Origin of the sequence: Rhodoferax sp. BLA1 (assembly GCF_013416775.1) — a bacterium.
Taxonomy (GTDB): domain Bacteria; phylum Pseudomonadota; class Gammaproteobacteria; order Burkholderiales; family Burkholderiaceae_C; genus Rhodoferax.
The window spans coordinates 535,535-558,319 of record NZ_SZVI01000012.1; the positions used below are offsets into that span (position 1 = coordinate 535,535).

Sequence of the window (22,785 nt, forward strand, 5' to 3'; positions counted from 1 at the left end):
GGATTACGCTTGCCGGCATGACTACTTATCCAACACAATCAATCGTCACTACTATTTCTGAACCAGTGGACATAGGCATAGGGGGCATGACTTGCGCCTCTTGCGTTTCAAGAGTCGAAAAGGCGCTCAGAAAAGTGCCAGGCGTTCAAGATGCCACCGTCAACTTGGCTACCGAGTCGGCCCGCATTTTGGCAGCACCAGGTGTGCACATGCAGGCGCTCCTGCGCCGTGCCGTGCGCGACGCTGGCTACGAACCTCGGGCCGCCGAGGCGGGTCTAGATGCTCAAGAAGCTTCACCTTGGTTGGGCTTTATGCCTGTGGCCATCGGACTGTTTCTGTCTATGCCGCTGACCGCTCCCATGCTGGGTGATTTGTTCGGACAGCACTGGATGCTGCCCCCGTGGTGGCAATTTTTACTGGCAACACCCGTGCAGTTCGGCCTTGGGGCACGCTTTTACAGGGCGGGCTGGCACGCACTCAAGGCCCGAACCGGCAACATGGACTTGTTGGTATCTATTGGCACGACAGCAGGTTGGGCGTTGTCGGTGTGGTTGTGGTTGACGGCCGAAGCAGGTGCCGTGGTTCATCTTTACTTCGAAGGCTCAGCGATTGTTATCACGCTTGTGTTGCTGGGCAAGTGGCTCGAAGTCCGTGCCAAGTGGCAAACAACCTCCGCCATACGCGCACTCCATGCGCTACGCCCCAACATGGCTCATCTGCTGGGGTTGGACGGCGAAGTGGATGTTCCCGTGGCTGAGGTGCTTGTCAGTGACAAACTGGTGGTCAAGCCTGGCGAACGTTTTCCGGTTGATGGAACGCTGTTTGAAGGGCATACCGAGGTGGACGAGTCCATGCTCACAGGCGAGCCCCTTCCCGTAACCAAAGACGTGGGCGCAGCCCTCACCGGTGGTTCAATCAATGGCGAAGGGCGCATCGTGATGCAAGTCGGCGCAGTAGGCAACGAAACCGTGTTGTCCCACATCATCCGGCTGGTGGAGGACGCGCAAGCTGCCAAAGCACCGATCCAGCGGATGGTGGATCAGGTCAGTGCGGTATTTGTTCCAGTGGTTCTGGTGCTGGCAGTCGCCACTCTGCTGGGCTGGTGGCTGACAGGGCATTCGTTTGAGCTCGCAGTGATTCGCGCGGTGGCTGTGCTGGTGATTGCATGCCCCTGCGCATTGGGCCTGGCTACACCAGCAGCCATCATGGCGGGCACTGGCGTGGCTGCCAGGCATGGCATTTTGATCAAGGATGCCCAGGCCCTTGAGTTGGCCCACAAGGTTGATGTGGTTGCGTTTGACAAAACTGGCACGCTGACAGTAGGTAGACCCAAATTGACGAGCCTGTTCCCGTTGCATGGGATCTCCGAGGACGAAGTGCTGCAGATAGCAGCAAGTGTGCAAAGCGGTAGCGAGCATCCACTGGCGCGTGCTGTGGTGGCAAGAGCTCAAGAGTGTGGACAAGTGTTCGAAGCTCCCGAGAGTGTTCGCTCAATCGCCGGTCGAGGCACCGAGGGTGCGGTGGGTGCGCGTAATTTCTTGATTGGTAGCCTGAGATGGATGGAAGAACTCAATGTTGACACCCTCGCAGTGAAATCGCTGGCTGTTGAGTGGCAGAGCCAGGGTGCCACTGTTTCTGCGATTGCTGAGCGCACGGCACAAGGCTTGACTCTGCGAGCAGTAATGGCGTTTGGAGATGAACCCAAGCCTGGAGCGAAGGAAGCGCTCGCCACGTTGCGGCGACGCGGTATCAAAACCGTGATGATTTCTGGTGACAACCAAGGTGCTGCCGAAGTTATGGCACGTCGCCTTGGCTTGCGACCAGAGGATGGTGAAGTCATGGCGGAAGTGCTGCCAGGCGAAAAGGCCGCCAGGGTCATGGCCCTCAAAGAGGGCGGTTATACCGTTGCCATGGTGGGCGATGGAGTTAACGACGCTCCTGCACTTGCCGTTGCGGATGTTGGCTTGGCAATGGGCAACGGCACCGATGTTGCAATGCACGCAGCAGGGATCACCCTCATGCGAGGCGATCCCACGCTAGTCGTTGCCTCGCTGGATATTTCAGATAAGACCGTTGCCAAAATTCGTCAAAATCTATTCTGGGCGTTTGCCTATAACGTTGCAGGCATTCCTTTGGCGGCGTTCGGCTTTTTAAGCCCAGTCATGGCCGGTGCCGCAATGGCTTTGAGCTCGGTCAGCGTGATGAGTAATGCACTGCTACTAAAGCGTTGGAAACCGGACAAACAATAGGTTTTTATGCTGCGCAAAGCTGCTCTTCACACCTGCATATTCATGACATCTGTATATGCCTGGACAACCCTGTTGCGTACCTGCAAGGTCGCCTGAAACGCGACATTTGATTTAACACCTGCCAACATGGTTTGCTCAAGGCTAACGGTTGGATTTTCGAGGGTGAACGCCGTGGTAAGTCGCCCAGACTCTTTTTGAAGATTGCTTGTTGAACTCAAGGCCTGCACCAGAGCATCCTGAAATCCGGTTTCAGATGAACCCTGACTTTTGCGGAGCGGTGGATTTAGATCCACGACAGCACGTATTAATTCGGGTGACTTGATTGTGAGGTTCATGAGCATGCCTATAGGCTGCAAATCGGCTGAGTTGAGGGCAAGTGCCCAACCGCCCAGTGCGCACGGCACTGGGCTCTAATGCGGGCAAAACCTCTTGGGTACGCCTGCACCGGTCAGTACCCTAGTTGCGGTTGTGTTTATAAATGCCTTGGGCCAGCTTAGCTACCTCGTCTCCTTTCATGGTGATCGATTGACCGTCTGCTGTTTCCATCGTTGTGCCTTCTTGCATGCGCACGGCTTTTCCGAACTGACTTTCCATGGCCATCTTGCCGTCTTTGAACTGATACACAGTTGAGCCGTCCTTGAGTTGGGTGGACTTCACGACATCGGTGTTGTCCAAAGCGAAAGCCGACAAAGCGGGCAACACAAGACTCAGAACCAGAATGGATTTACGAATTGACATGATAAAACTCCTTCAAGATGATTGCAGTTCTCCCCGAAGTTTCTCGGGGACTGGTGACGCAACTGCTGCATCACTGGTGTTAATGTAGAAGTCCAACCCCAACAAAGGCATGACCGCAAAATTACAAAAAGGACGCCTAAAGAAAGTTTTCGGATCACATTGACGGGTTCTGAAAAACGACATCAAGCATCGCGAACGTTTTCCGGTTGATGGAACGTTGTTTGAGGGGCATACCGAGGTGGACGAATCCATGCTCACTGGCGAGCCCCTTCCCGTAGCCAAAGACGTGGGCACAGCCCTCACAGGTGGCTCAATCAATGGCGAAGGGCGCATCGTGATGCAGGTCGGCGCAGTAGGCAGCGAAACCGTGTTGTCCCACATCATCCGGGTGGTGGAGGACGCGCAAGCTGCCAAAGCACCGATCCAGCGGATGGTCTATCAGTTCAGCGCGGTATTTGTTCCAGTGGTTCTGGTGCTGGCAGTCGTCATTCTGCTGACATGGCATTCGTTTGTGTGTGGTGAGTAATGCACTACTGTTAAAGCGATGGAAGGCTGCACAGTGAAGCGTGGAAGTGGTGACGAAGTGCTCTTGAAATTTTGCAGAACATGACACCCCATGTGCCTGGCGAACCACTAAAGCCGAGCAGATCGCAACCGCAGTGCATTGCCAATAACCGACACCGAACTAAAGCTCATTGCCAAGGCAGCAATCATAGGTGACAGTACCCAACCGGTGAAGGGATAGAGGACCCCAGCAGCCACGGGGATGCCCAGTGCGTTGTACAGGAATGCAAACATCAGGTTCTGTTTCATGTTGCCGACAGTGGCATTTGAGAGTGCCAGGGCGATAGAAATGCCACGCAAATCCCCCTTGACCAGAGTGACCTGAGCGCTGTTCATTGCCACATCAGTTCCCGTTCCCATTGCAATTCCCACATTGGCTTTTGCCAGGGCCGGGGCATCATTGATGCCGTCACCCGCCATGGCCACGATACGGCCGTCCTTTTGCAGCTGCTCGACCAAATTGAGTTTGTCTTGAGGCTTGACCTCCCCATGTACTTCATCGATGCCGAGCTTTGCGCCAACTGCTTTGGCCGTGGTCAGACCGTCACCCGTTGCCATCACAATGCGGATGCCTGATGCCTTGAGTGTCCTGAGGGCCTCCATCGAACTGGTCTTGATGGGATCGGAGACCGCGAGCAATCCGGCGAGCTTTCCATCAACGGCAAGGTGCATGACGCTGGCACCTTCGGTCCGCAGGGCTTCAGCCTGTCCTTTCAACTCATCCACCGCAATCTTCATTTGCTGCATCAGAGTAGTATTTCCCAAGACCAAATGTTTTCCTGCAACTTGGCCTTGCACACCAATGCCAGAGCCTGATTCAAAGTTCTCTGGCTTTTCCAATATGAGTTTGCGATCACGCGCGGCGGTCACAATGGCTGCCGCCAAAGGATGTTCGCTTCCCTGATCAAGGCTTGCGGCAAGACGCAAAACTTCGTCAGCTTCGTACCCAGCACTCGGCACCGTCTTTTCAAAACTTGGGTGCCCTTCTGTCAGAGTACCGGTTTTATCGATGATCAGGGTGTCGATCTTGCGCAGGTTTTCAATGGCTGCGGCGTCGCGAAACAGTATTCCCTGCGTCGCCCCTTTCCCAGTGGCCACCATGATCGACATGGGTGTGGCCAGCCCCAGTGCGCAGGGGCAAGCGATGATCAATACGGCGACGGCGTTGATCAATCCGTACACCCAGCTTGGCTCAGGACCCCAAAGCCCCCAACCAATGAAAGTGAGCATGGCGATGCTTACAACTGCCACGACAAAGTACCCAGCGACCTCATCCGCCATGCGCTGCATCGGAGCCCTAGAGCGTTGGGCCTGTGCGACCATTTGAACGATTTGGGACAGGACGGTGTCAGACCCGATTTTTTCAGCCTTCATCACCAACGCGCCACTGGTGTTCAGCGTTGCACCAATGATCTTGTCGCCCACGCGTTTGGTAACAGGCAGAGGTTCGCCAGTCAACATGGACTCATCGAGTGCACTGCTGCCTTCAGTGACGATGCCATCGACTGGAACCTTTTCGCCCGGGCGCACCCGCAACAAGTCACCCAGATGAACATGCGAGAGTTCAATGTCCTCCTCGGTGCCATCGGTTTTCACACGGCGCGCCGTTTTTGGTGCCAGTCCCAGCAGCGATTTGATTGCCGCTGAAGTCTGGGAACGCGCCTTGAGTTCCAGCATTTGCCCCAAAAGTGTCAGTGAAATGATGACCGCAGCCGCTTCAAAATAGACAGCCACCCGGCCCATGGAGATGAATGAATCCGGAAATACACCTGGCACAATGGTCGCCACCACGCTGTAGAGGTACGCTGCTCCAGTGCCAAGACCAATCAATGTCCACATATTGGGACTGCGGTTCATGACGGACTCTGCACCGCGTACAAAAAACGGCCATCCCGCCCACAGGACGATGGGCGTTGCCAGCGCAAATTCGACCCAACTCTGCACCGTCATATCCATCCACTGCAGGCGATGGCCCACCATCGCCAGCACAAAAACCACGGCAGTGAGAGGCAGCGTCCACCAAAAACGCCGCTGAAAGTCTTGCAGCTCTGAATTTTCCTCATCATCGAGCGCAGGCATCAGGGGTTCCAGCGTCATCCCACATTTCGGGCAGTTGCCTGGATGATCCTGGCGAATTTCGGGGTGCATGGGGCAGGTGTAAATCGTCCCTGCAACCGTTGGTGCAGCGGCCGTTTTGGCAGTGGGTTCCCCCATGTACTGCATGGGAGCGGCATCGAATTTCGTTTTGCACTTGGGGCCGCAAAAGAAGAACGTACGACCCATATGCTTGGATCGGTGAAAGGACTGGTCCGTCACCGTCATACCGCACACGGGATCCTTCAGAGCCTCAGTGCTGCCTTTTTCGGTGCTATTGTCTGCTTGAGGCACAGCGCTCCCGGCGCCATGGTGGTGCGCATGCGCGTGTTCGTCGTGTTGGTGGGTATTCATAGTATTTCTGCAATGTTTGTCAGGTCAACAAGACCGGGGCATCGGGAAGCTCGTTAACGCGCGCTTCCTGCGCTGGGAAATACGCTCCGATCAGGTTGGCAAGTGCCGCAATGCCCTGCAATGCGCCGGCTTGGAACGCGGCACTGGAAAACGCCTTTTGCATGTCATGGCAGATGGCGGCCCAAGTTTCATTGCCAGCTTTGGCATGGATTCCCCGGTCTGCAACGATTTCAACCGCATGGTCTGCCAGCAAAACGTAAATCAGGACACCGTTGTTGTGCTCGGTGTCCCAGACTCGCAGTTGGGAGAACACTTCAAGGGCGCGCTCGCGCGAGGATTGGCCCTTGAGCAAGCGCATGCCGTCCAGACCACCTTCCACGGCAAATCGAATCTCGCCGCCATGCTGTTGTTCGCTGGACTGGATCGCTTGCTCTATGGCGCGCAGGCTCTGTGGCGTGAAGGCCCGGTGCAACTGCCAATCGGTAAACAGCAGGTGTCGCATAAAACGCTGGATATGCATGGCTACCACCTTCCCGACGCGCCGCCGCCGCCGAAACCACCACCGCCACCCCGGAATCCGCCACCGCCGAATCCACCTCGACCACCACCAGAATAGCCTCCGACGCCACGAAGCAGTGTGCCTGCTCCAATCAATGTGACAAACATGGAAGCAATACCGGCCAAGATGGCATAAAGCAAGGTCCCAATCAACATCCAGGCAAGGCCAGTCACGATGGCCCCCGTGATCAAGGACCCACCAAACTTTCCAACGACATGGCGCAGCACACCGCCAACTCCCAGGGCCACAATGAACAGAAATGGCACGAACTGCCGAAGACTCTGATCGTTCCCTCTTGGGTTGCTCTGGGTTGCCGGTAGAGGTTCACCATCCACCACCTGCATGATCTGCGCCGTGCCGGCTTGCACACCGCCGTAGAAATCACCTTGCTTGAAGCGCGGCACGATGGTCTCGCTGATGATGCGCTTGCTGACGATGTCTGACAGTGCGCCTTCCAGGCCATAGCCCACTTCGATGCGTACGGTGCGATCGTCCTTTGCCACCACCAGAATGACGCCGTCATCTACCTTCTTGCGCCCCAGCTTCCATTGCTCGGCCACCCGCAAGGCATATTGCTCAATGCCTTCGGGCAGCGTGGTGGCAAGCATCAGCACGGCCAATTGCGTGCCTTTGCGCGCTTCAAAGGCAGTCAATGCTTGTTCGAGCTGGGCTTTCTGCTCCTGCGTGAGCGTGCTGCTCTGGTCGGTGACGTGTCCCACCAAGGGAGGCACTGCGACCTGTGCATCGGCAAGTCCTGGAACGAACAATGCAAACGTCAGCCAGACAGCAAGACACCCGCGGTGCATCGCCCCTTTGATGGTCATTTTGTGACTCCGGATGCAGCGCCTTTTGGCGCAGCCGCTGGGCGGTCAAAGCTGACGGACGGCGGCTTGGAGATTTCCTTCTCGTTCTCCACCGTGAAATTGGCTTTTTCTTTGTATCCAAACACCATTGCAGTCAGATTCGATGGGAATGACCTCACCGTCACGTTGTACTCCTGAACTGATTTGATGTACCGGTTGCGGGCGACCGTGATGCGGTTTTCTGTGCCCTCCAGCTGCGCCTGCAAATCCCTGAATGCCTGGTTGGCTTTGAGATTGGGGTAGTTCTCGGATACCACCAGCAGGCGCGACAGGGCTCCCGACAATTGGCCTTGTGCCTGTTGGAACTTCTGAAAAGCAGCGGGATCGTTGATCAGCTCAGGAGTCGCCTGTATGGACGTTGCCTTTGAGCGTGCCTCGACCACTTTGATCAACGTGTCTTGCTCAAACTGGGTCTCGCCCTTCACGGTGCTGACCAGGTTGGGTACCAGATCCGATCGACGCTGATACTGGTTCAGCACCTCAGCCCAGCTGGCCTTGATCTGCTCGTCGGTGCTCTGAAAGCTGTTGTATCCACAGCCCGTCAACCCAAGGATCGTGGCAGACACGATGAAGATGAGAAGTTTGCGCATTTTTTGTGCCTCCGATATAAAAGAAAGATGCCAGCGTTATGCGCAGCAGCAGGCGACTTTGTTATCCAGGCTGGACGGGCACCCAGATGTCTTCGAGAATCCAGAAGAGACCACACGTGTGCGGCCACTTGCCAGATCCACCTCCACACGAGTTACACCAGGAACAGCTTGCAATGCTGTCGTGACATGTTTCACGCACGATTCGCATGTGATGTCGTGAACCCTCAAATCACCTTCGATTCCCTTTTTTCTATTTTGCGAAACAATCCCAGTAGCTCCACATGGCTCAGCCACCAGATGTCGCAGACGACTGATGAAAGTGCGGAAAAAAACGTGGCGTCTGCTGGGCGTAACGCGTATACATCTCGCCAAATTGCGACCGCATCTCTGCCTCTTCGGTGACTGCCAAGCGCCCATACATCGTTAGCAAGACTGGAAACATCAACAGGGTTAACAAGGTCGGCCATTGCAATAGGAAGCCAAAGAGAATCAGGACAAAGGCCACATATTGCGGATGACGGATACGGGCGTAAGGTCCCGCCGTTGCCAATACGTGCCTGCGTTGGGCGTGGTACAGCACATTCCAAGCACTCGACAACAGGTAGAAACCCAGGCCCAGGAAGATATAACTCGCAATATGAAGAGGCCCCCAATGAGGATCACCCTTTTCGCCCAGCAGTGTGGACCATAAATGTCCAGCGTCATGGGTCAGGATGTCCAAGCCAGGGTATTTGGTTTGCAACCAACCGGACAGAAGATAGATGGTCAATGGGAACCCGTACATCTCCACAAACAGGGCCACGATAAAGGCAGAGAACGCACTAAACGTTCTCCAATCCCTGGCCGTTGCGGGTTTGAAGAAGCTGTAGCCAAACATGATGAAAATCGCTGAATTGAAGATCACCAACGTCCACAACCCATAGGCAGGTTGATCATGGCTCATGCTGATTCTCCCGGCCGCGGATTGCTCGATTTGCTGGAATCATCAATGGGTGGACCGCCACCTTGACCGTGACCATGAGCTCCGTGTCCGTGGTGCATGAAGACATGCATCAAGGGACATGCCAACAAGAGCAGCCAGGGCAAAGCTCCTGCAACATGAGCCAGGTGCTCCGTCAACAAGTAATACGCAGCTGCTGCGCCAATCACCAATAGTCCCACGGCGTATCGGGAACTCCAAAAGCTTGGCGGTTGGTCTGGGGTTTCATGGTCATGGTCCATGATTGGGCTCCTTACTTTGCGGGATCGTCAGGAAGGCGATCCATCATCATTTGCATCATGGAAGTCATCATTTCCATGCGCTTTTCCATTATCTCGGGGTGGGCCATCATGTCCAAGGGCACACGCCCTTTGTTTGCGCCAGAGTCCGTGCTGCCCATGCCTTTCATGCCACCCATGGAGGCCATCGAACCCATCATGTTCATGCCGTCTTGCATGGCCTTCGCGTGATCAGCCATAAGCGCGTTGCGTTCTTCCGGTGTTTTTGCCGCCATCATCTTTTCATGCATCTCGCGCATAACTTTCATTTGGCTATCCATAGCGGCCATCGATTCCTTGACCAATGCTTTCGGCTTGGCTACAGCCGCCTTTTTTACAGAATCAGCCGGATGATGTTGAACATGTTGGGCGTCCGTTTGCGCATAGGCGCCAAATGCAGCGGCAGCCATAACTAGAGGCAGAACAGTTTGACGAAAAGTTGTCATTTGAAACTCCGGTTGGTGGAAATGGGTAATGCCAATGCCATGCCCAAATTGGTGAGCAGTGCGAGTGAAGCAGTCAGAGCGCCAAGCGTCCGTGCGCTAAGCAACTTATTGAAAGCTTTCGCTGGATGGAAAAGTTCAATATCGACAAGTGGAGGATTCCGCATGTGAATTCCTTTGCACCTCGCCCAGACGTTGTTTGAAGATGGCCTCTTGGTTACCACACTTGCACCAGATCATGATGCGGTGCTGAAATGTCCGCATCACTCCTGGTTACGGGCTCGTTAGCGGCGGTTTTCCAATTTGACGTAGTAAGCCAGCCTGCCGACCTCATCCCCGTTCATGGTGATTGTTTGACCATTCGCGGTTTCCATCGCTGCGCCTTCTTGCATGCGAACAACTTTTCCAAACTTGTTTTCCATGGCCATCTTGCCGTCTTTAAACTGATGCACGATAGCGCCGTCCTTGAGTTGGGTGGACTTCACAATATCCTGATTGGTCACTGCGAATGCAGACAGGGCAGGCAAAGCAAGACTCAGAACCAGAATGGATTTACGAATTGACATGATAAAACTCCTTCAAGATGATTGCAGTTCTCCCCGAAGTTTCTCGGGGACCGGTGACGCAACTGCTGCATCACTGGTGTTAATGTAGAAGTCCAACCCCAACAAAGGCATGACCGCAAAATTACAAAAAAGACACCTAAAGAAAGTTTTCGAATCACATTGACGGGTTCTGAAAAACACGAACGTCTCGGTGGATTAATGCTCTTCCTCCACGCCGGCTTATGCACTCAGTCTCAGTTGGAAAACGCTCAAGTGCCAAGTCTGAGTTCATAGATGCATGAAGGCAACAGCCCAGATGCGGTCTCAAAGACTTTGTGTCTTTGCCAGGTAATCGGTTAGTCAACGACGATATCCAGAAGTGCGAATTTCGTCAGAGTCAGTCAGATCAATCAAATTGCCTTCTTCACTGTCGTCTTAATGCCAACAGCTGATTGAAATAGAAAGTCGAGCATGAGATTTCGAAGATGACACAAATGTAATTTTCGGGTCAACTTGTTGTTCGTTTCGGCGGTTCAAAATCGGACATCCAATTTCACAAAGGAGTTCCCTCATGAACGCTCGTTCTTTTTTCACCTTGATTCTGGCTGTTGCTGGAGTGGGATTTTCGACACTTGGCTTGGCGCAAATGGATCACGGCAGTATGAAGGGCGGTGCCATGGCTGGTGGCAGCATGCAGGGAAGCGCTGCCACCATGGCGGCCCAACATGGCGCCGACACCAGCATGGCTGAAGGCACGGTCAAGCGGGTCGACAAGACAAAGGGAACAGTGACCCTGGCGCATGGGTCGGTGAACGGCATGCCGCCCATGACCATGGCCTACAAGGTCAAGGACATCACTTGGCTCGACAAGATGCAGGTCGGACAAAAGATTCGCTTTGCCACCGACCCCGCCGACGGAGGCATGACCGTGCTGCGTTTTGAAGCATTGAAATAACTGATACAAGTTTTATGCGCTGGTCAAGGTTCTGGTGGCTGCGCACCAACAATGCCGGTTTGAAGTCATACTGCAATCTCTGCATGCCAGCCAAGATACCTGGATGATCATCCACACGGTCGATGGGCAATGCATCGGCCCCTTGCTGCAAAACCTGGGATTGAACCTGGCTCGCCTGTAAAACGACGCGACTGCCCTTGAAGTAACGGCCTTGGCCACGTGTGATCTGGCGGATGCCCAAACTCTGAAAGTGACGATGACGCCGTGGTATTTTGTCAACGGCAAACCGCTGCCACAGTTCGGTTTTGACGAGTTAATGAAGCTCGTCGAAGACGCACTCGCCCAACATCTATAGGATCATTATGAAAGACATTTTTCAATCGGCTGCCTTATTGACGCTGCTGGCCTGGGGCAGTGCTGCACCTGTGCTGGCACAGGAGACCTTGCCCGGCGCCCAGCTCGAAGGTTTGCTGGCCATCGCCAAAGCGAGCAACCCGGACTACGCCAGCATGCGCAAGGAAGCCCAAGCCGCCAGCGAGCGAGTCGTTATGGCCGGCGCCTTGATGGACCCGAAATTCCGGGTGGAATGGATGGACATCACCAAGGGCGGTTCGCAATCAGCCACGCTGTTGCCCAACGATACCGGCAGCACCGTCTACACCTTCATGCAAGACCTGCCCTGGTGGGGAAAACGAGATTTGAAGCGTGCCATTGCTGGTCAAGAGGCACAAGCTGTTGATGGCAAGGCACAAGGGACTTGGGCGGAACTGGCCGCCAAAGTGAAAACCACCCATGCCCAGCGTTACTTTCTGTACAACACCAGGAAACTCACACAGGAATTACTCGACCTGACCAACCGCTTGTCCAATGTGGCCCAGGTGCGCTACGCCGGAGGGTTGGCCATGCAGCAGGATGCCATTCGCGCCCAGGTGGAGCAAACCACCATACAAACTGAATTGGTGGCACTAGAAAGCGAAGCCCGCCAGGCCGACGCACGGCTTAACGCCTTGTTGGCGCGGCCATCCAGCGCACCTTTGGCTGCTCCTGAGCGTCTGTCAGTGCTGCCTGCTGCGGCCTCGCTCGATGCCGATTCGTTGTTGGAGCGGGTGCGCCAGCGTAATCCGCAGCTCTTCTCAGAGGACGCGCGTATCAGGGCGGCAGAGCTGTCTCGTGAGCTGAGCCTGAAGAACCGCTACCCGGACTTCACGCTGGCCATCACGCCCACGCAAATGCAGAGCCGCGTAACCGAGTGGGGTCTGATGCTGGAGATGAACATTCCACTGCAACAGGGCACACGACGCGCTCAGGAGCGTGAGGCCCAAGCCATGCTGGCGGCAGCTCAGTCACGTCGTGAGGCTGTGGCTAACCAAGTCGCATCCGATTTGTCTGAAAACCTGGCTGGCATGCAAGCGGCGCAAAGGACCGAGGAACTTTTGAAGACCAGCTTGTTGCCACAGGCCGAATTGACTTTTCAGGCGGCCTTGGCGGGATACGAAAACGGCAAACTCGACTTTGCAACTCTGCTGGACGCACAGCGGCAAATTCGCCAGGCCCGCTTGGGACAACTGAAGGCGCAAGTTGACGCACAGATGCGTTTGGCTGAGATTGAAAAGCTTTTGGGAGAAGAATTATGAAATCAGGTGCAGCTATCTCTGTAGGTGTGATCGCTTTGGTTGCTGCCGTGGGCAGTGGTTATTGGTTAGGACAGTCGGGCAAGGCAGCACAACATGCGCCAACTGCCGCAGTTCAGTCCACAGGCGCACCAGATACCCCCAAACAGCCAAAACTGTTGTACTACCGCAATCCGATGGGCTTACCCGACACCTCGCCGGTGCCCAAAAAAGACCCGATGGGCATGGACTACATCGCTGTGTTTGAGGGCGCCTCCACCGACGACAGCGCTGCATCGCCGAATCAAGTCAACATCAGCACCCAGAAGGTCCAAAAACTTGGCGTGCGTGCCGAAGCTGCCCAGCTGCGCAGCCTGGATCGGACCATTCATGCCGCCGGCCGCGTGGAGCCCGATGAACGCCGCATTGCGATGATCTCGCCCAAGTTTGAAGGTTATGTCGAACGCTTGCATGTCAATGTGACCGGCCAGTTCGTCGCCAAGGGTCAGCCGCTGTTCGAGGTCTACAGCCCCGAACTGGTGTCGGCGCAGCGTGAATATGCGATCGCGGTTCAGGGCGCCGCGTCACTCAAGGGTGCCGACAGCTCGGCACAGTTGGGCATGGGGCGACTGGTCGAATCGAGCCTGCAGCGGCTCAAGAACTGGGATATTTCCGAGGAGCAGATCAAGACCCTGGTGGCCTCTGGTGAAATCAGACGCACGATGACTTTTCGCTCACCGGTGTCGGGCATCGTGACTGAAAAGAAGGCGGTGCAGGGTATGCGTTTCATGCCCGGCGACGCGCTTTATCAGGTGTCCGATTTGTCGGCCGTCTGGGTGGTGGCGGATGTGTTTGAGCAAGATCTGGGACTGGTCAGGACCGGCGCCAAAGCGCAGGTCAGGATCACCGCTTACCCCGACAAGCTGTTCGAGGGAAAGGTGACTTATGTCTACCCCACACTTAAAGCAGAAACGCGAACGGTGCCGGTGCGGGTGGAGATGGCTAACCCAGGCGGACTGCTCAAGCCCGGAATGTTTGCCCAGATGGAACTTCAAGTCTCGGACAAAGCTCAGGCGGTGACTGTACCGGTGTCGGCGGTGATCGACAGCGGTACCCGGCAAATTGTCTTGGTCCAGCTCAAAGAGGGCCGCTTCGAGCCGCGCGAGGTCAAACTCGGTGCGCGCAGCGACACCTATGTCGAAGTGATCGACGGGGTCAAGGAAGGTGAGCAGGTGGTGGTTGCGGCCAACTTCCTGATTGATGCCGAAAGCAATCTCAAGGCCGCAATAGGTGGCTTCGCGGGCGCAGCAACACCCAATTCTGCGGCACCGGCCGCATCTGGTGCAGCCGGCCCGGCCAGCGCCGGTCATCAGGCGCAAGGCACGGTCGAAGAGGTAGATGCCAAGTCCGGTACGGTCAGCATTGCCCACGGTCCCATTGCCAGCCTCAAATGGCCAGCGATGACGATGGAGTTCAACGTGGCCAACGAGGCATTGCTCAAAACACTTAAGCCAGGTGCCAAAGTGGCAGTCGAGTTTGTCGAGCGTCAGCCCGGGGAGTGGGTGATCACCAGCGTCAAGCCTTTGGCAGACAACAAAGCAGCCGGTTCAACCGCCAGCAGCGTGCATTCCGGCCATTAACGGGAAACGCCATGTTGTCAAAAATCATCGACTGGTCAGGCCGCAACCGTTTCCTGGTGCTGCTGGCCACCTTGTTCATCGTCGCGGGCGGGGTGTTTGCGGTACTGCGCACGCCGATTGACGCTCTGCCCGACTTGTCGGACGTGCAGGTCATCGTCTACACCGAGGTGCCCGGCCAGGCGCCGCAGGTGGTGGAAGACCAAGTGACCTACCCGCTGACCAGCGCCATGTTGTCGGTGCCTAAATCGAAAGTGGTACGCGGCTTCTCGTTTTTTGGCGCGTCGTTTGTCTACATCATCTTTGAAGATGGCACCGACATCTACTGGGCTCGCTCACGGGTGCTGGAGTACCTGAACTTTGCCTCAGGCCGTATGCCCAAGGGCGTCACGCCACAGATCGGGCCGGACGCCACCGGCGTTGGCTGGGTCTACGAATACGCGTTGATCGCCAAGAACAAAACCCTGGCCGAGCTGCGCAGCATCCAGGACTGGTATGTGCGTTACCAGCTGACCAAGGCACACGGTGTGGCCGAGGTGGCGTCGATTGGTGGCTTTGTCCAGACCTATCAGGTGACCGTCGACCCGGTCAAGCTGCGTTCCTACGGCATTCCGCTGATGAAGGTGGCGCAGGTGATTCGCGACTCGAACCGCGATGTGGGGGGCCGTGCGGTCGAGATGGCCGAGACCGAGTACATGGTGCGTGGCAAAGGCTATCTGCGTGGCAAAGGCGACATCGAGATGCTGGTGGTCAAGGCCGACAAGGGCACACCGGTGCTGATTCGTGACATTGCCCGTGTGGAACTGGTGCCCGACGAGCGCCGTGGCTTGACGGAACTCAATGGTGAGGGCGAAGTGGTCTCAGGCATTGCCATGGCGCGTTACGGTGAAAACGCGCTGGAAGTCATCGCCAACCTCAAAGACAAGATTGCCGAGATTGGCCCGGGCCTGCCCGAAGGGGTGACAGTGCAGGCGGTGTATGACCGCTCCGAGCTGATCTACCGCGCCATTGACACCCTCAAACGAACACTGCTGGAAGAATCGCTGATCGTTGCCGCCGTGTGTATCGTCTTTCTGCTGCATGTGCGCAGCGCCTTGGTAGCGATTCTGATGCTGCCAGTGGGCATTCTGATGGCGTTTATCGCCATGCGGTTGCTGGGCATGAGCTCGAATCTGATGAGCCTGGGCGGCATTGCGATTGCCATCGGCGCGATGATTGACGCGGCGATTGTGATGATCGAGAACGCCCATAAACACCTGGAGCGCCTGCCCGAAAACCACAGCACGCATGACCGTTTTGAGGCCATGCTGGCTGCCTGCAAGGAGGTTGGCCCGGCGCTGTTTTTCTCGCTGCTGATCATCACCGTGTCGTTTTTACCGGTGTTTGCACTGGAAGGGCAGGAGGGGCGGCTGTTCTCGCCGTTGGCCTACACCAAGACCTTTTCCATGGCCAGTGCGGCGCTGCTGTCGGTGACGCTGGTGCCGGTGCTGATGCTGCTGTTTATCCGCGGCAAGGTGATGCCCGAGTCCAAAAATCCAGTGAACCGGTTTCTGATCTGGGTCTACCGGCCAATCATCACCGGCGTGATGCGTTGGAAAAAAGTGACCATCTTCCTGGCACTGTTGACACTGCTGGTTTCCTGGTATCCGGCCTCCAGGTTGGGTTCTGAATTCATGCCCACGCTCAACGAAGGCAGCCTGCTCTACATGCCAGCTTCGTTGCCCGGCATGTCGATCACCAAGGCCGCTGAGTTGTTACAAACGCAGGACAAGATCATCAAGAGTTTCCCCGAGGTGGCCTCGGTTTTTGGCAAGGCAGGGCGCGCCAACACCGCCACCGACCCGGCACCGACCGAGATGTTCGAGACCGTGATCAACCTCAAACCCGAATCCGAATGGCGTGCCGGTCTGACCATGGACAAGTTGATTGCCGAGATGGACAAGGCGCTGCAGTTCCCCGGTGTGGCCAACTCCTGGACCATGCCAATCAAGGCCCGCATCGACATGTTGTCCACCGGCATCCGCACGCCGATTGGCATCAAGGTGTTTGGCAAGGACCTGATTGAAATGGAAAAGCTGGCCCGGCAGATCGAAGCCGTGGTCAAGACCGTGCCGGGCACCAGCAGTGCCTTTGCCGAGCGCATCACCGGCGGCTTTTACCTCAACATCGAACCCGATCGCACGCAGTTGGCGCGGTACGGCCTGGCCGTGGGCGACCTGCTTGACGTGGTTGGCAGCGCCTTGGGGGGGGAGATGGTGACAACGACGGTCGAGGGCCGGGAACGCTTTGGCGTGACGGTGCGTTACCCGCGTGAATTACGTGGCGACCCGCAGCAAATCGCACGTGAGGTGCTGGTGCCAACCATGGATGGCGCGATGATCCCGCTGGGACAATTGGCCAAGGTAGTGGTGGCCAAGGGCGCACCGGGCATCCGGACCGAAAATGCTCTTTTGTCGGCCTACATCTATGTTGACATCCGCGACCGTGACATTGGCGGTTATGTGCATGACGCTAAAAAAGCCGTGGCCGAGCAGGTGACCTTCCCAAGTGGTTATTACGCCACCTGGAGCGGCCAGTTCGAGAACATGGAGCGCGCCATCGAGAAAATGAAGGTGGTGATTCCGGTCACGCTGCTGATCATCTTCCTGCTGCTGTACCTGAATTTCCGGCGCATCACCGAGACGCTGATCGTGATGCTCTCGGTGCCATTTGCCCTGGTGGGTGGTATCTGGCTGATGTGGGCGCTGGGCTACAACCTGTCGGTGGCGGTGGCGGTGGGCTTCATCGCGCTGGCCGGTGTGGCCGCCGAGACCGGCGTGATCATGCTGATCTACCTCGACCATGCCTGGGAGGCTATCAAGGTTAAATGCCGTGCAGAAGGGCGCGAGCCTGCCGTTGGTGATCTTTACGAAGCGGTGATGGAAGGCGCTGTCGAGCGCGTGCGGCCCAAGATGATGACGGTGGTGGCGATCATGGCTGGCCTGCTTCCCATCATGTGGGGCACCGGCACCGGCTCTGAAGTCATGAGTCGTATCGCCGCGCCGATGGTCGGCGGCATGTTGTCAAGCACGGTGCTGACGCTGGCGGTGATTCCTGCGATCTACGCGCTGGTCAAACAGTGGCGGTTAAAGAGGGGGTTGGAGGGCTAATCGTTCACCCTGAAGTTTGAAACCACTGGCCTTCTTCAGTTAGATTTATTTTCAAGCATGAATCAAATTGGATATGGCAGTGCTCTGAGTGAGATGTGTCCTGTGCCAGGCAGAGATACTTCAACAAGTGGACTTTAATCTGGGAGGGAATTTTGATTTTGGCATCTCGATACCGGCCATTGTTGAGCCTCAATTCCTGGTCGAGACACGACTACCACTTTAAAGATTGGGTCTCCCGCAAGCGGTCATTGCGGGTCTGCTGATTCCCATCAGCGAATGTCAGCTTTCCGGCGTTGAAATCGCCAGAGGCTAAGACCGCAATGGGTCGAAACTTGCTGGTGATCCCAAAAGTTGACTGGCTCCAACGGAGTCTCAAACCGTCTTCCAGTGGGCAATAACAAGAGATAGCCACAGTCGTGTTCAACGCCAGTCAGCGCGTTTTCACGCCTATTTAAGCTCTGGCGGGGTGGGGGCGATTGCACCGAAATAGGCACCATGCCCTCAGGCAAGAACACTCGGCTGTGCATGTTCTGCGGATCGTCAGAGTAACTCACCCGCTTGTTCACGAACCGTATCCATTCGCCGTGTAGCACCAGATTCCTGCGTTCACCCTAGTGCATTAACTTGAACGCGTCGTTGAAAAGCCAAGTGATTCAACTTCGCAATTACAAGAGATGCTGCCCACAAAAAGTTGTCAGTAATAACAAACTGATGTCACCTCTTGTCTCATCTTGGAATGCCCTATTTCTTTTGCTGCAAAAGATGTTTTGTATATTAATTAATGAAGTAGTCAATATGCATTATTAAATTTACATGCAGTGATCTTTGGACTAATTTTGATCTAAATGTGTTAAATCTCAGATTTATTTCTAGAATATCTTGGAATGAGTGCGAAGCTGATTTAATATCTCGTATATGAAGTCCACTGAAATCCCGGCTGTCAAGTTTGCTGAAATCCGAGATTTGTTTGCACAAAGCGGAATCAGCTGTAGTGAGTGGGCAAGGCAGAACAATGTTGATCGACGCACTCTCTACGCTGTTCTGAGCGGAAAGAGTAGGTGCCTCAGAGGGGAAAGCTACAAAATAGCTGTGCTTTTGGGCTTGCGCCCCCAGTCTTGCAAAGACTTGAGCTGTGACGTTATTGCCCAGCCTGTTCCGCAGATATCGATCGCTGATCAACAGCCCGTTGCTGCAAAAAAACCAATTCAACCGTTATTCAATTGGTCTTGGGCGCTATCGGTCAGCAACTACCGACTCAATCAAATATGAGTGCTAGCCACCAGCTCACTTGCGGTGCCAGCACGTCTATTGGTTCCCCAATCAGTATTGGGGCCTACCCTATTAATCATGGCTTGTGGTTAGTCCACTTGCAATTTATGAGTATGCCCAAAGAGTCGTATCGGACCCAGAAAGAAAGGAGACTACCCCCCTAAAAGCAAAACGCCAACCACCCATTACGAATGATCGGCGCATGCCAGAAGCTGGATTAAGAGCTCCCTCAGGTTTAGAGGCCCTGAGAAAGTATCTCTCCAGTGGATGACTGTGTCAAGTCGTTTTTCACAGGACCACTAACTATTCAAAAAAGTAGCCCATTTTTAGGAGAGATACATGCCTGCAGCACGCAAGGTCGTCACACGTTCGCCCAAACGCAACGTAGGACTGATCAACTGTCCGTGGTTCCAGGATCGGCCAATTGAACACGAAAGTCGCTTGGAAAAGCACTTCGTGCTCAGGGCCATCCTGTTTCCCGGGCTCACATTCATCCAGCACCAACCCTTCCACATGACGCTTGTGGAACACGGTAAGCGCTACACCCCGGACTTCTTACTCACTTTTTCCAATGGAGAAAAGGTCGTGATTGAAGTCAAGCGAGCAGAGCGCGTCAAAGAGGCAAAGGACCGTTTTGATGAGATTTCCAGACTGTGTCAGGTGGCCGGGTTTCGCTATTTTGTGGTCCATCAAGGACAAATCGAAGGGCAGCGCAGAGCGGAGCGGGCGCTTCTGATTCGCCGATATGCCATGCATCACCTTGATCCGGCGCTTGTGCGAGAGGCAGTGGCCCATGTCAGCCAGCGTAACAAAGGCATATCCATCAAGCGTTTCAAGAAGGACCTCTGTCTTTCGCAAGAGCAGTTGCTTTCTTTTGTCGCCCATCGCCATGTTGTCTTGAGCAAAGACTTGCTCATCAGCGACGACGACCTGTTATTCGCCCCCAATTTGGAGATCAAAAATGCGTCAGTTCAGTTTGGAAGTTGGTTTGGTTGTGCGGCGTGGGTCCCAACAGCTGGAGTTTCTCAGGTTGTTGGAGGGCAACAAGGTTCAGTTTCAAGACCAGCGGACCCACTTTGTGCAGACCATGAAATTGTCGACCTTCTACGCGGAGGTGATGTCTAAAAAGATACAGCCGGTCATCGGCGATTGTTCAGATGAAACAAACACAAGTGGGGAGAGCAAACCTCCAGAGCTGATATTTGACATCGCATCGCTGGGTGCCAAGGATCAGTCTCGCCTTGAGCGGTGTATCAACTGGGTGAAAGCCCTGCGAAAACGTGGCATCACCAGAGGGCAAGTAGATCGGATCGGTAAGGCAACACCCGAAATCGCCACTGCCCTGGGGGACAAATCGCCCCCGGCACCATTGACTTTAGCTGTGTGGATGCGCAAGTACGATCTTTCATGCGGTAGCCCCGCCGCGCTTTTGTCTGGGAACAGGCATCGGCGACGTAATCGCAGGTTGCCGTCCTTGGTCGAAGAGGTAATCCAAAAAAGGCTGCGCAGCGTCTATCTAACGACGGCGCGCCATACCTTGCGTCATGCGCACGAGCAGATCTTGCTGGAGCTCAAGAAACTGGTTCAGGCCAAAAAGCTCGAGGAAGACCAGTCTCGTGTCAGTCTCGCCACAGTGAGCCGCCGCCTATCTGAGTTTGGGGCCTATGAGCGTGCGAAGGCTCGCTATGGTGCTGGCTATGCACGGCCCCTGTTCCGTACATCTGTTGAGGGTACCCTGGCGGTGCGCGCCATGCAGCGTTTGCAGTGCGACCACGCATTGTTGAACTGGGTGGTAATCTGTGACCGCACGGGTTTACCTTTGGGACGGCCCACTTTGACCATCATTGTGGACGCCATGAGTGGCTACGTTGTTGGTCTGTACGTGTCTTTCTATGGTCCTGGTATCACCAGCGTGCTCAACGTTGTTAAGAACGCGATTCAGCCAAAAGATGATTTGGCCCGCGCAGCAGGCGCCAAGCAACCCTGGATTGCCTTTGGTATCGGAGAAACACTGGTCTTGGACAACGGCATGGAGTTTCATGCTCGGGTGTTCCAACTGGCTGCCTGGGAGCTCGGTATCGACCTGGAATACTGCCGCGTTCGCTCACCATGGCTCAAGCCGCATGTCGAACGTTTCTTTGCCAACTTGGACTACTTTTCTTTGGCAAGGGGGCGCATTCGAAAGCCGGAAGCCAACGTTTTGCAGCTCGATCCAAAAAAAGACGCAGCGATCCTGTTCAGCGATCTTGTTCGTGGGTTGATCAAGTTTGTTGTGGACGTTTACCCGTTTGAGCTCAATGAACGTAAGTTGGTAACCCCATTTGCGGCGTTCCAAGACAGCTTCAATAGCTTGCGTCCACCGACATTTCAATGGTCAATGGACCAACTGGATCTGATCGCAGCGATGCGCAAGGACTTGACTGTGGGGCCTGGTGGCGTAAGTTTGCCTGGCATTTCTTATTCATCCAGCGCTGTGCTGGCTATGAAAAAAGAGGTGGGGCATACCTTCAAAACCGGCGTGAAATGGAATCCAGACAACTTGTCTTTCATCTACTTGCAGCACCCGGTGAACAAAGACTGGTTGCCCGTCCCGAGCCTGCGGCCTGACTACACAAACGGGTTGTCCTGGAACCAGCATCGCCTGATTCGCAAGCATGCCCGTGAAAAACACGTCAGAGGTGGCGGTGTGGATCAACTTTTGTTGGCGCGCCAAGAGTTGCATGAACTGTGGATGAACGGCATTGCCCGCAGCAATCGATCACAGGACACCCGCACTGCTGCCAAGTTCTCTGGTCTTTCTTCCAACCAGATTTTGCTGCCAGACCAGACGTTGGCACCGCATCTACCCGCATCCAAGATGCTGAGCCAAGAGGACTACGTCTTTCCTGCTGAAAACGACATTCAATCTTTCGAGACTTTTGTGATGAGGAACCCAACATGATGACAACCGTGTGTGACGACGATGATGACCGTTTCGAGTTTTCTTCCGAAGACCGTGAAATGGAGGCCAGACGGCTAAAAATGTACTCTGATAAGGCTCTCAAAATTGGGCTGCCTGTTGACCAGATGTTCATCAACCACCCGGCGTTCTCGGACGCCTTGGCGGCGCTGGACCGGATTTTCCAGTTATCGACCAAGGTCGACATGCCCCACGGCATGCGTCTGATCGGGTCGTCTGGGACTGGCAAGACGTCCTTGTTGAAGTACTTTCAGCGCTCACTGCCCAAATCGTCGCTGTTTGCGGAAGGTCTAGGCGCCATTTATGTGCGTGTACCGATGAATGTGTCCACGCCATACCTGGTCAGCCGATTGCTGCGCATCTACGGCTACCCATTCAGGCGGGTCACTTGGGATGCCATGGAGCAGCGCATTACTGTTCTGCTGGAAGCCATTCGGCAAAAGGGCACGCAACTCATCATGTTTGATGAGGCCCACAACCTGGCACCCATGCCAGGCCGAAAGAAATCTTCACAGGAGGAGGGTACCTCGCCAACGGATTTCATTCGTCTTCTGATGGATGAGGCGCTGATTGGCACGGTCTTCTCTGGCATCAACGCCCTGGAGGGGTTTGCTGAGTTGGACCAAGCCTTGGCCAGTCGTGTGGTTGGGTGTCATCGGTTGGATCTGTTTAAGTACGACGCCACCTGGATTGGTCTGCTCAGAGGATTTGTTCAGCAGTCCAACCAGTTTGATATCCACGTGCTTTTGGAGAAGGAGGTTTCCCTGAAGCTCTTCAAGGTGACAGAGGGCAACCTTCGCAGCTTGAAGCGGTTGTTGACAGAGATTGTGCTGGTGGCCGTGGACAGTGGAGCCGCGAAAGCGGAGATTTTCCACATCCAGAAGGCGTACAGCTTGATCTATGGTGCGGCTTCCCTGAAGGAGAACCCATTTGGTCCAGTGTCGGCATAG

At 55.2% G+C, this 22,785-nt stretch carries 21 protein-coding genes and 1 pseudogene; 11 read left to right on the forward strand and 11 right to left on the reverse strand.

Translation table 11 applies throughout. From position 1 onward, the window contains the following. The first annotated feature begins 17 nt into the window (after positions 1-17). Complete coding sequence (locus tag FDG13_RS15200) at positions 18-2,249, forward strand: cation-translocating P-type ATPase (RefSeq protein ID WP_180129303.1); 2,232 nt, start codon at positions 18-20, stop codon at positions 2,247-2,249. A 26-nt stretch (positions 2,250-2,275) separates the two neighbouring features. On the opposite strand, the gene fliE is transcribed toward FDG13_RS15200, so the two are convergent. After that, complete coding sequence (fliE, locus tag FDG13_RS15205; RefSeq protein WP_078366692.1) at positions 2,276-2,584, reverse strand: flagellar hook-basal body complex protein FliE; 309 nt, start codon at positions 2,582-2,584, stop codon at positions 2,276-2,278. A 121-nt stretch (positions 2,585-2,705) separates the two neighbouring features. Next, positions 2,706-2,987 carry a CopK family periplasmic copper-binding protein gene (locus FDG13_RS15210; protein ID WP_078363151.1) on the reverse strand — a complete coding sequence of 94 codons (282 nt, stop codon included), beginning with the start codon at positions 2,985-2,987 and terminating at the stop codon, positions 2,706-2,708. A 193-nt stretch (positions 2,988-3,180) separates the two neighbouring features. Between FDG13_RS15210 and FDG13_RS15215 the strand changes: the two are divergent. Then, a pseudogene (locus FDG13_RS15215) lies at positions 3,181-3,489 on the forward strand (copper-transporting ATPase); the annotation flags it as partial. Between the two features lie 131 nt (positions 3,490-3,620). Here the strand turns inward: FDG13_RS15215 and FDG13_RS15220 are convergent. From FDG13_RS15220 to FDG13_RS15260, 9 genes are all read right to left on the reverse strand, one after another. Further along, on the reverse strand, positions 3,621-5,999 hold the full coding sequence (locus FDG13_RS15220) for a heavy metal translocating P-type ATPase (RefSeq protein WP_078363153.1): 2,379 nt from the start codon (positions 5,997-5,999) through the stop codon (positions 3,621-3,623). Between the two features lie 19 nt (positions 6,000-6,018). After that, a complete protein-coding gene (locus FDG13_RS15225) occupies positions 6,019-6,519 on the reverse strand; it encodes a TPM domain-containing protein (RefSeq protein WP_078363154.1) in 501 nt (166 codons plus the stop codon). Between the two features lie 2 nt (positions 6,520-6,521). After that, entirely contained in the window at positions 6,522-7,382 is an 861-nt protein-coding gene (locus FDG13_RS15230; protein ID WP_255435275.1) for a YgcG family protein, read from the reverse strand. Further along, complete coding sequence (locus FDG13_RS15235; RefSeq protein WP_180129306.1) at positions 7,379-8,011, reverse strand: LemA family protein; 633 nt, start codon at positions 8,009-8,011, stop codon at positions 7,379-7,381. The genes FDG13_RS15230 and FDG13_RS15235 overlap by 4 nt, the downstream gene beginning before the upstream one ends. A 36-nt stretch (positions 8,012-8,047) precedes the next feature. Next, positions 8,048-8,305: a heavy-metal-associated domain-containing protein gene (locus FDG13_RS15240; protein WP_370528230.1), complete on the reverse strand. Its 258-nt coding sequence runs from the start codon at positions 8,303-8,305 to the stop codon at positions 8,048-8,050. Beyond that, on the reverse strand, positions 8,298-8,954 hold the full coding sequence (locus tag FDG13_RS15245) for an isoprenylcysteine carboxylmethyltransferase family protein (protein WP_078363156.1): 657 nt from the start codon (positions 8,952-8,954) through the stop codon (positions 8,298-8,300). Before FDG13_RS15245 ends, FDG13_RS15240 begins: the two co-directional genes overlap by 8 nt. Beyond that, the gene (locus FDG13_RS15250; RefSeq protein WP_078363157.1) at positions 8,951-9,232 is read right to left on the reverse strand and encodes a DUF2933 domain-containing protein; all 282 of its coding nucleotides are present in this window, start codon (positions 9,230-9,232) and stop codon (positions 8,951-8,953) included. Before FDG13_RS15250 ends, FDG13_RS15245 begins: the two co-directional genes overlap by 4 nt. 11 nt (positions 9,233-9,243) lie before the next feature. Then, on the reverse strand, positions 9,244-9,714 hold the full coding sequence (locus FDG13_RS15255) for a hypothetical protein (protein WP_180129310.1): 471 nt from the start codon (positions 9,712-9,714) through the stop codon (positions 9,244-9,246). A 281-nt stretch (positions 9,715-9,995) separates the two neighbouring features. After that, positions 9,996-10,277: a CopK family periplasmic copper-binding protein gene (locus tag FDG13_RS15260; protein ID WP_143541539.1), complete on the reverse strand. Its 282-nt coding sequence runs from the start codon at positions 10,275-10,277 to the stop codon at positions 9,996-9,998. 550 nt (positions 10,278-10,827) lie between these two features. Between FDG13_RS15260 and FDG13_RS15265 the strand changes: the two genes are divergently transcribed. From FDG13_RS15265 to FDG13_RS15305, 9 genes are all read left to right on the forward strand, one after another. Further along, positions 10,828-11,211 (forward strand): copper-binding protein, encoded by a 384-nt coding sequence (locus FDG13_RS15265; protein ID WP_180129313.1) that lies wholly within the window; start codon positions 10,828-10,830, stop codon positions 11,209-11,211. A 211-nt stretch (positions 11,212-11,422) separates the two neighbouring features. Next, positions 11,423-11,566, forward strand: coding sequence for a hypothetical protein (locus FDG13_RS15270; RefSeq protein WP_158081208.1), 144 nt, complete (start codon positions 11,423-11,425; stop codon positions 11,564-11,566). A 7-nt stretch (positions 11,567-11,573) separates the two neighbouring features. Further along, positions 11,574-12,845, forward strand: a complete 1,272-nt coding sequence (locus FDG13_RS15275; RefSeq protein ID WP_180129315.1) for a TolC family protein — start codon at positions 11,574-11,576, stop codon at positions 12,843-12,845. Continuing rightward, positions 12,842-14,461 carry an efflux RND transporter periplasmic adaptor subunit gene (locus FDG13_RS15280; protein ID WP_180129330.1) on the forward strand — a complete coding sequence of 540 codons (1,620 nt, stop codon included), beginning with the start codon at positions 12,842-12,844 and terminating at the stop codon, positions 14,459-14,461. Before FDG13_RS15275 ends, FDG13_RS15280 begins: the two co-directional genes overlap by 4 nt. Positions 14,462-14,472: 11 nt before the next feature. Beyond that, positions 14,473-17,607, forward strand: coding sequence for an efflux RND transporter permease subunit (locus tag FDG13_RS15285; protein WP_180129332.1), 3,135 nt, complete (start codon positions 14,473-14,475; stop codon positions 17,605-17,607). Positions 17,608-18,522: 915 nt separating this feature from the next. Then, entirely contained in the window at positions 18,523-18,876 is a 354-nt protein-coding gene (locus FDG13_RS21385; RefSeq protein ID WP_180129335.1) for a DNA-binding protein, read from the forward strand. 339 nt (positions 18,877-19,215) lie between these two features. Continuing rightward, the gene (locus tag FDG13_RS15295; RefSeq protein ID WP_180129339.1) at positions 19,216-20,001 is read left to right on the forward strand and encodes a TnsA endonuclease N-terminal domain-containing protein; all 786 of its coding nucleotides are present in this window, start codon (positions 19,216-19,218) and stop codon (positions 19,999-20,001) included. Then, a complete protein-coding gene (locus FDG13_RS15300; RefSeq protein ID WP_180129342.1) occupies positions 19,964-21,817 on the forward strand; it encodes a DDE-type integrase/transposase/recombinase in 1,854 nt (617 codons plus the stop codon). Before FDG13_RS15295 ends, FDG13_RS15300 begins: the two co-directional genes overlap by 38 nt. Next, the gene (locus tag FDG13_RS15305) at positions 21,814-22,785 is read left to right on the forward strand and encodes a TniB family NTP-binding protein (protein ID WP_180129346.1); all 972 of its coding nucleotides are present in this window, start codon (positions 21,814-21,816) and stop codon (positions 22,783-22,785) included. The genes FDG13_RS15300 and FDG13_RS15305 overlap by 4 nt, the downstream gene beginning before the upstream one ends.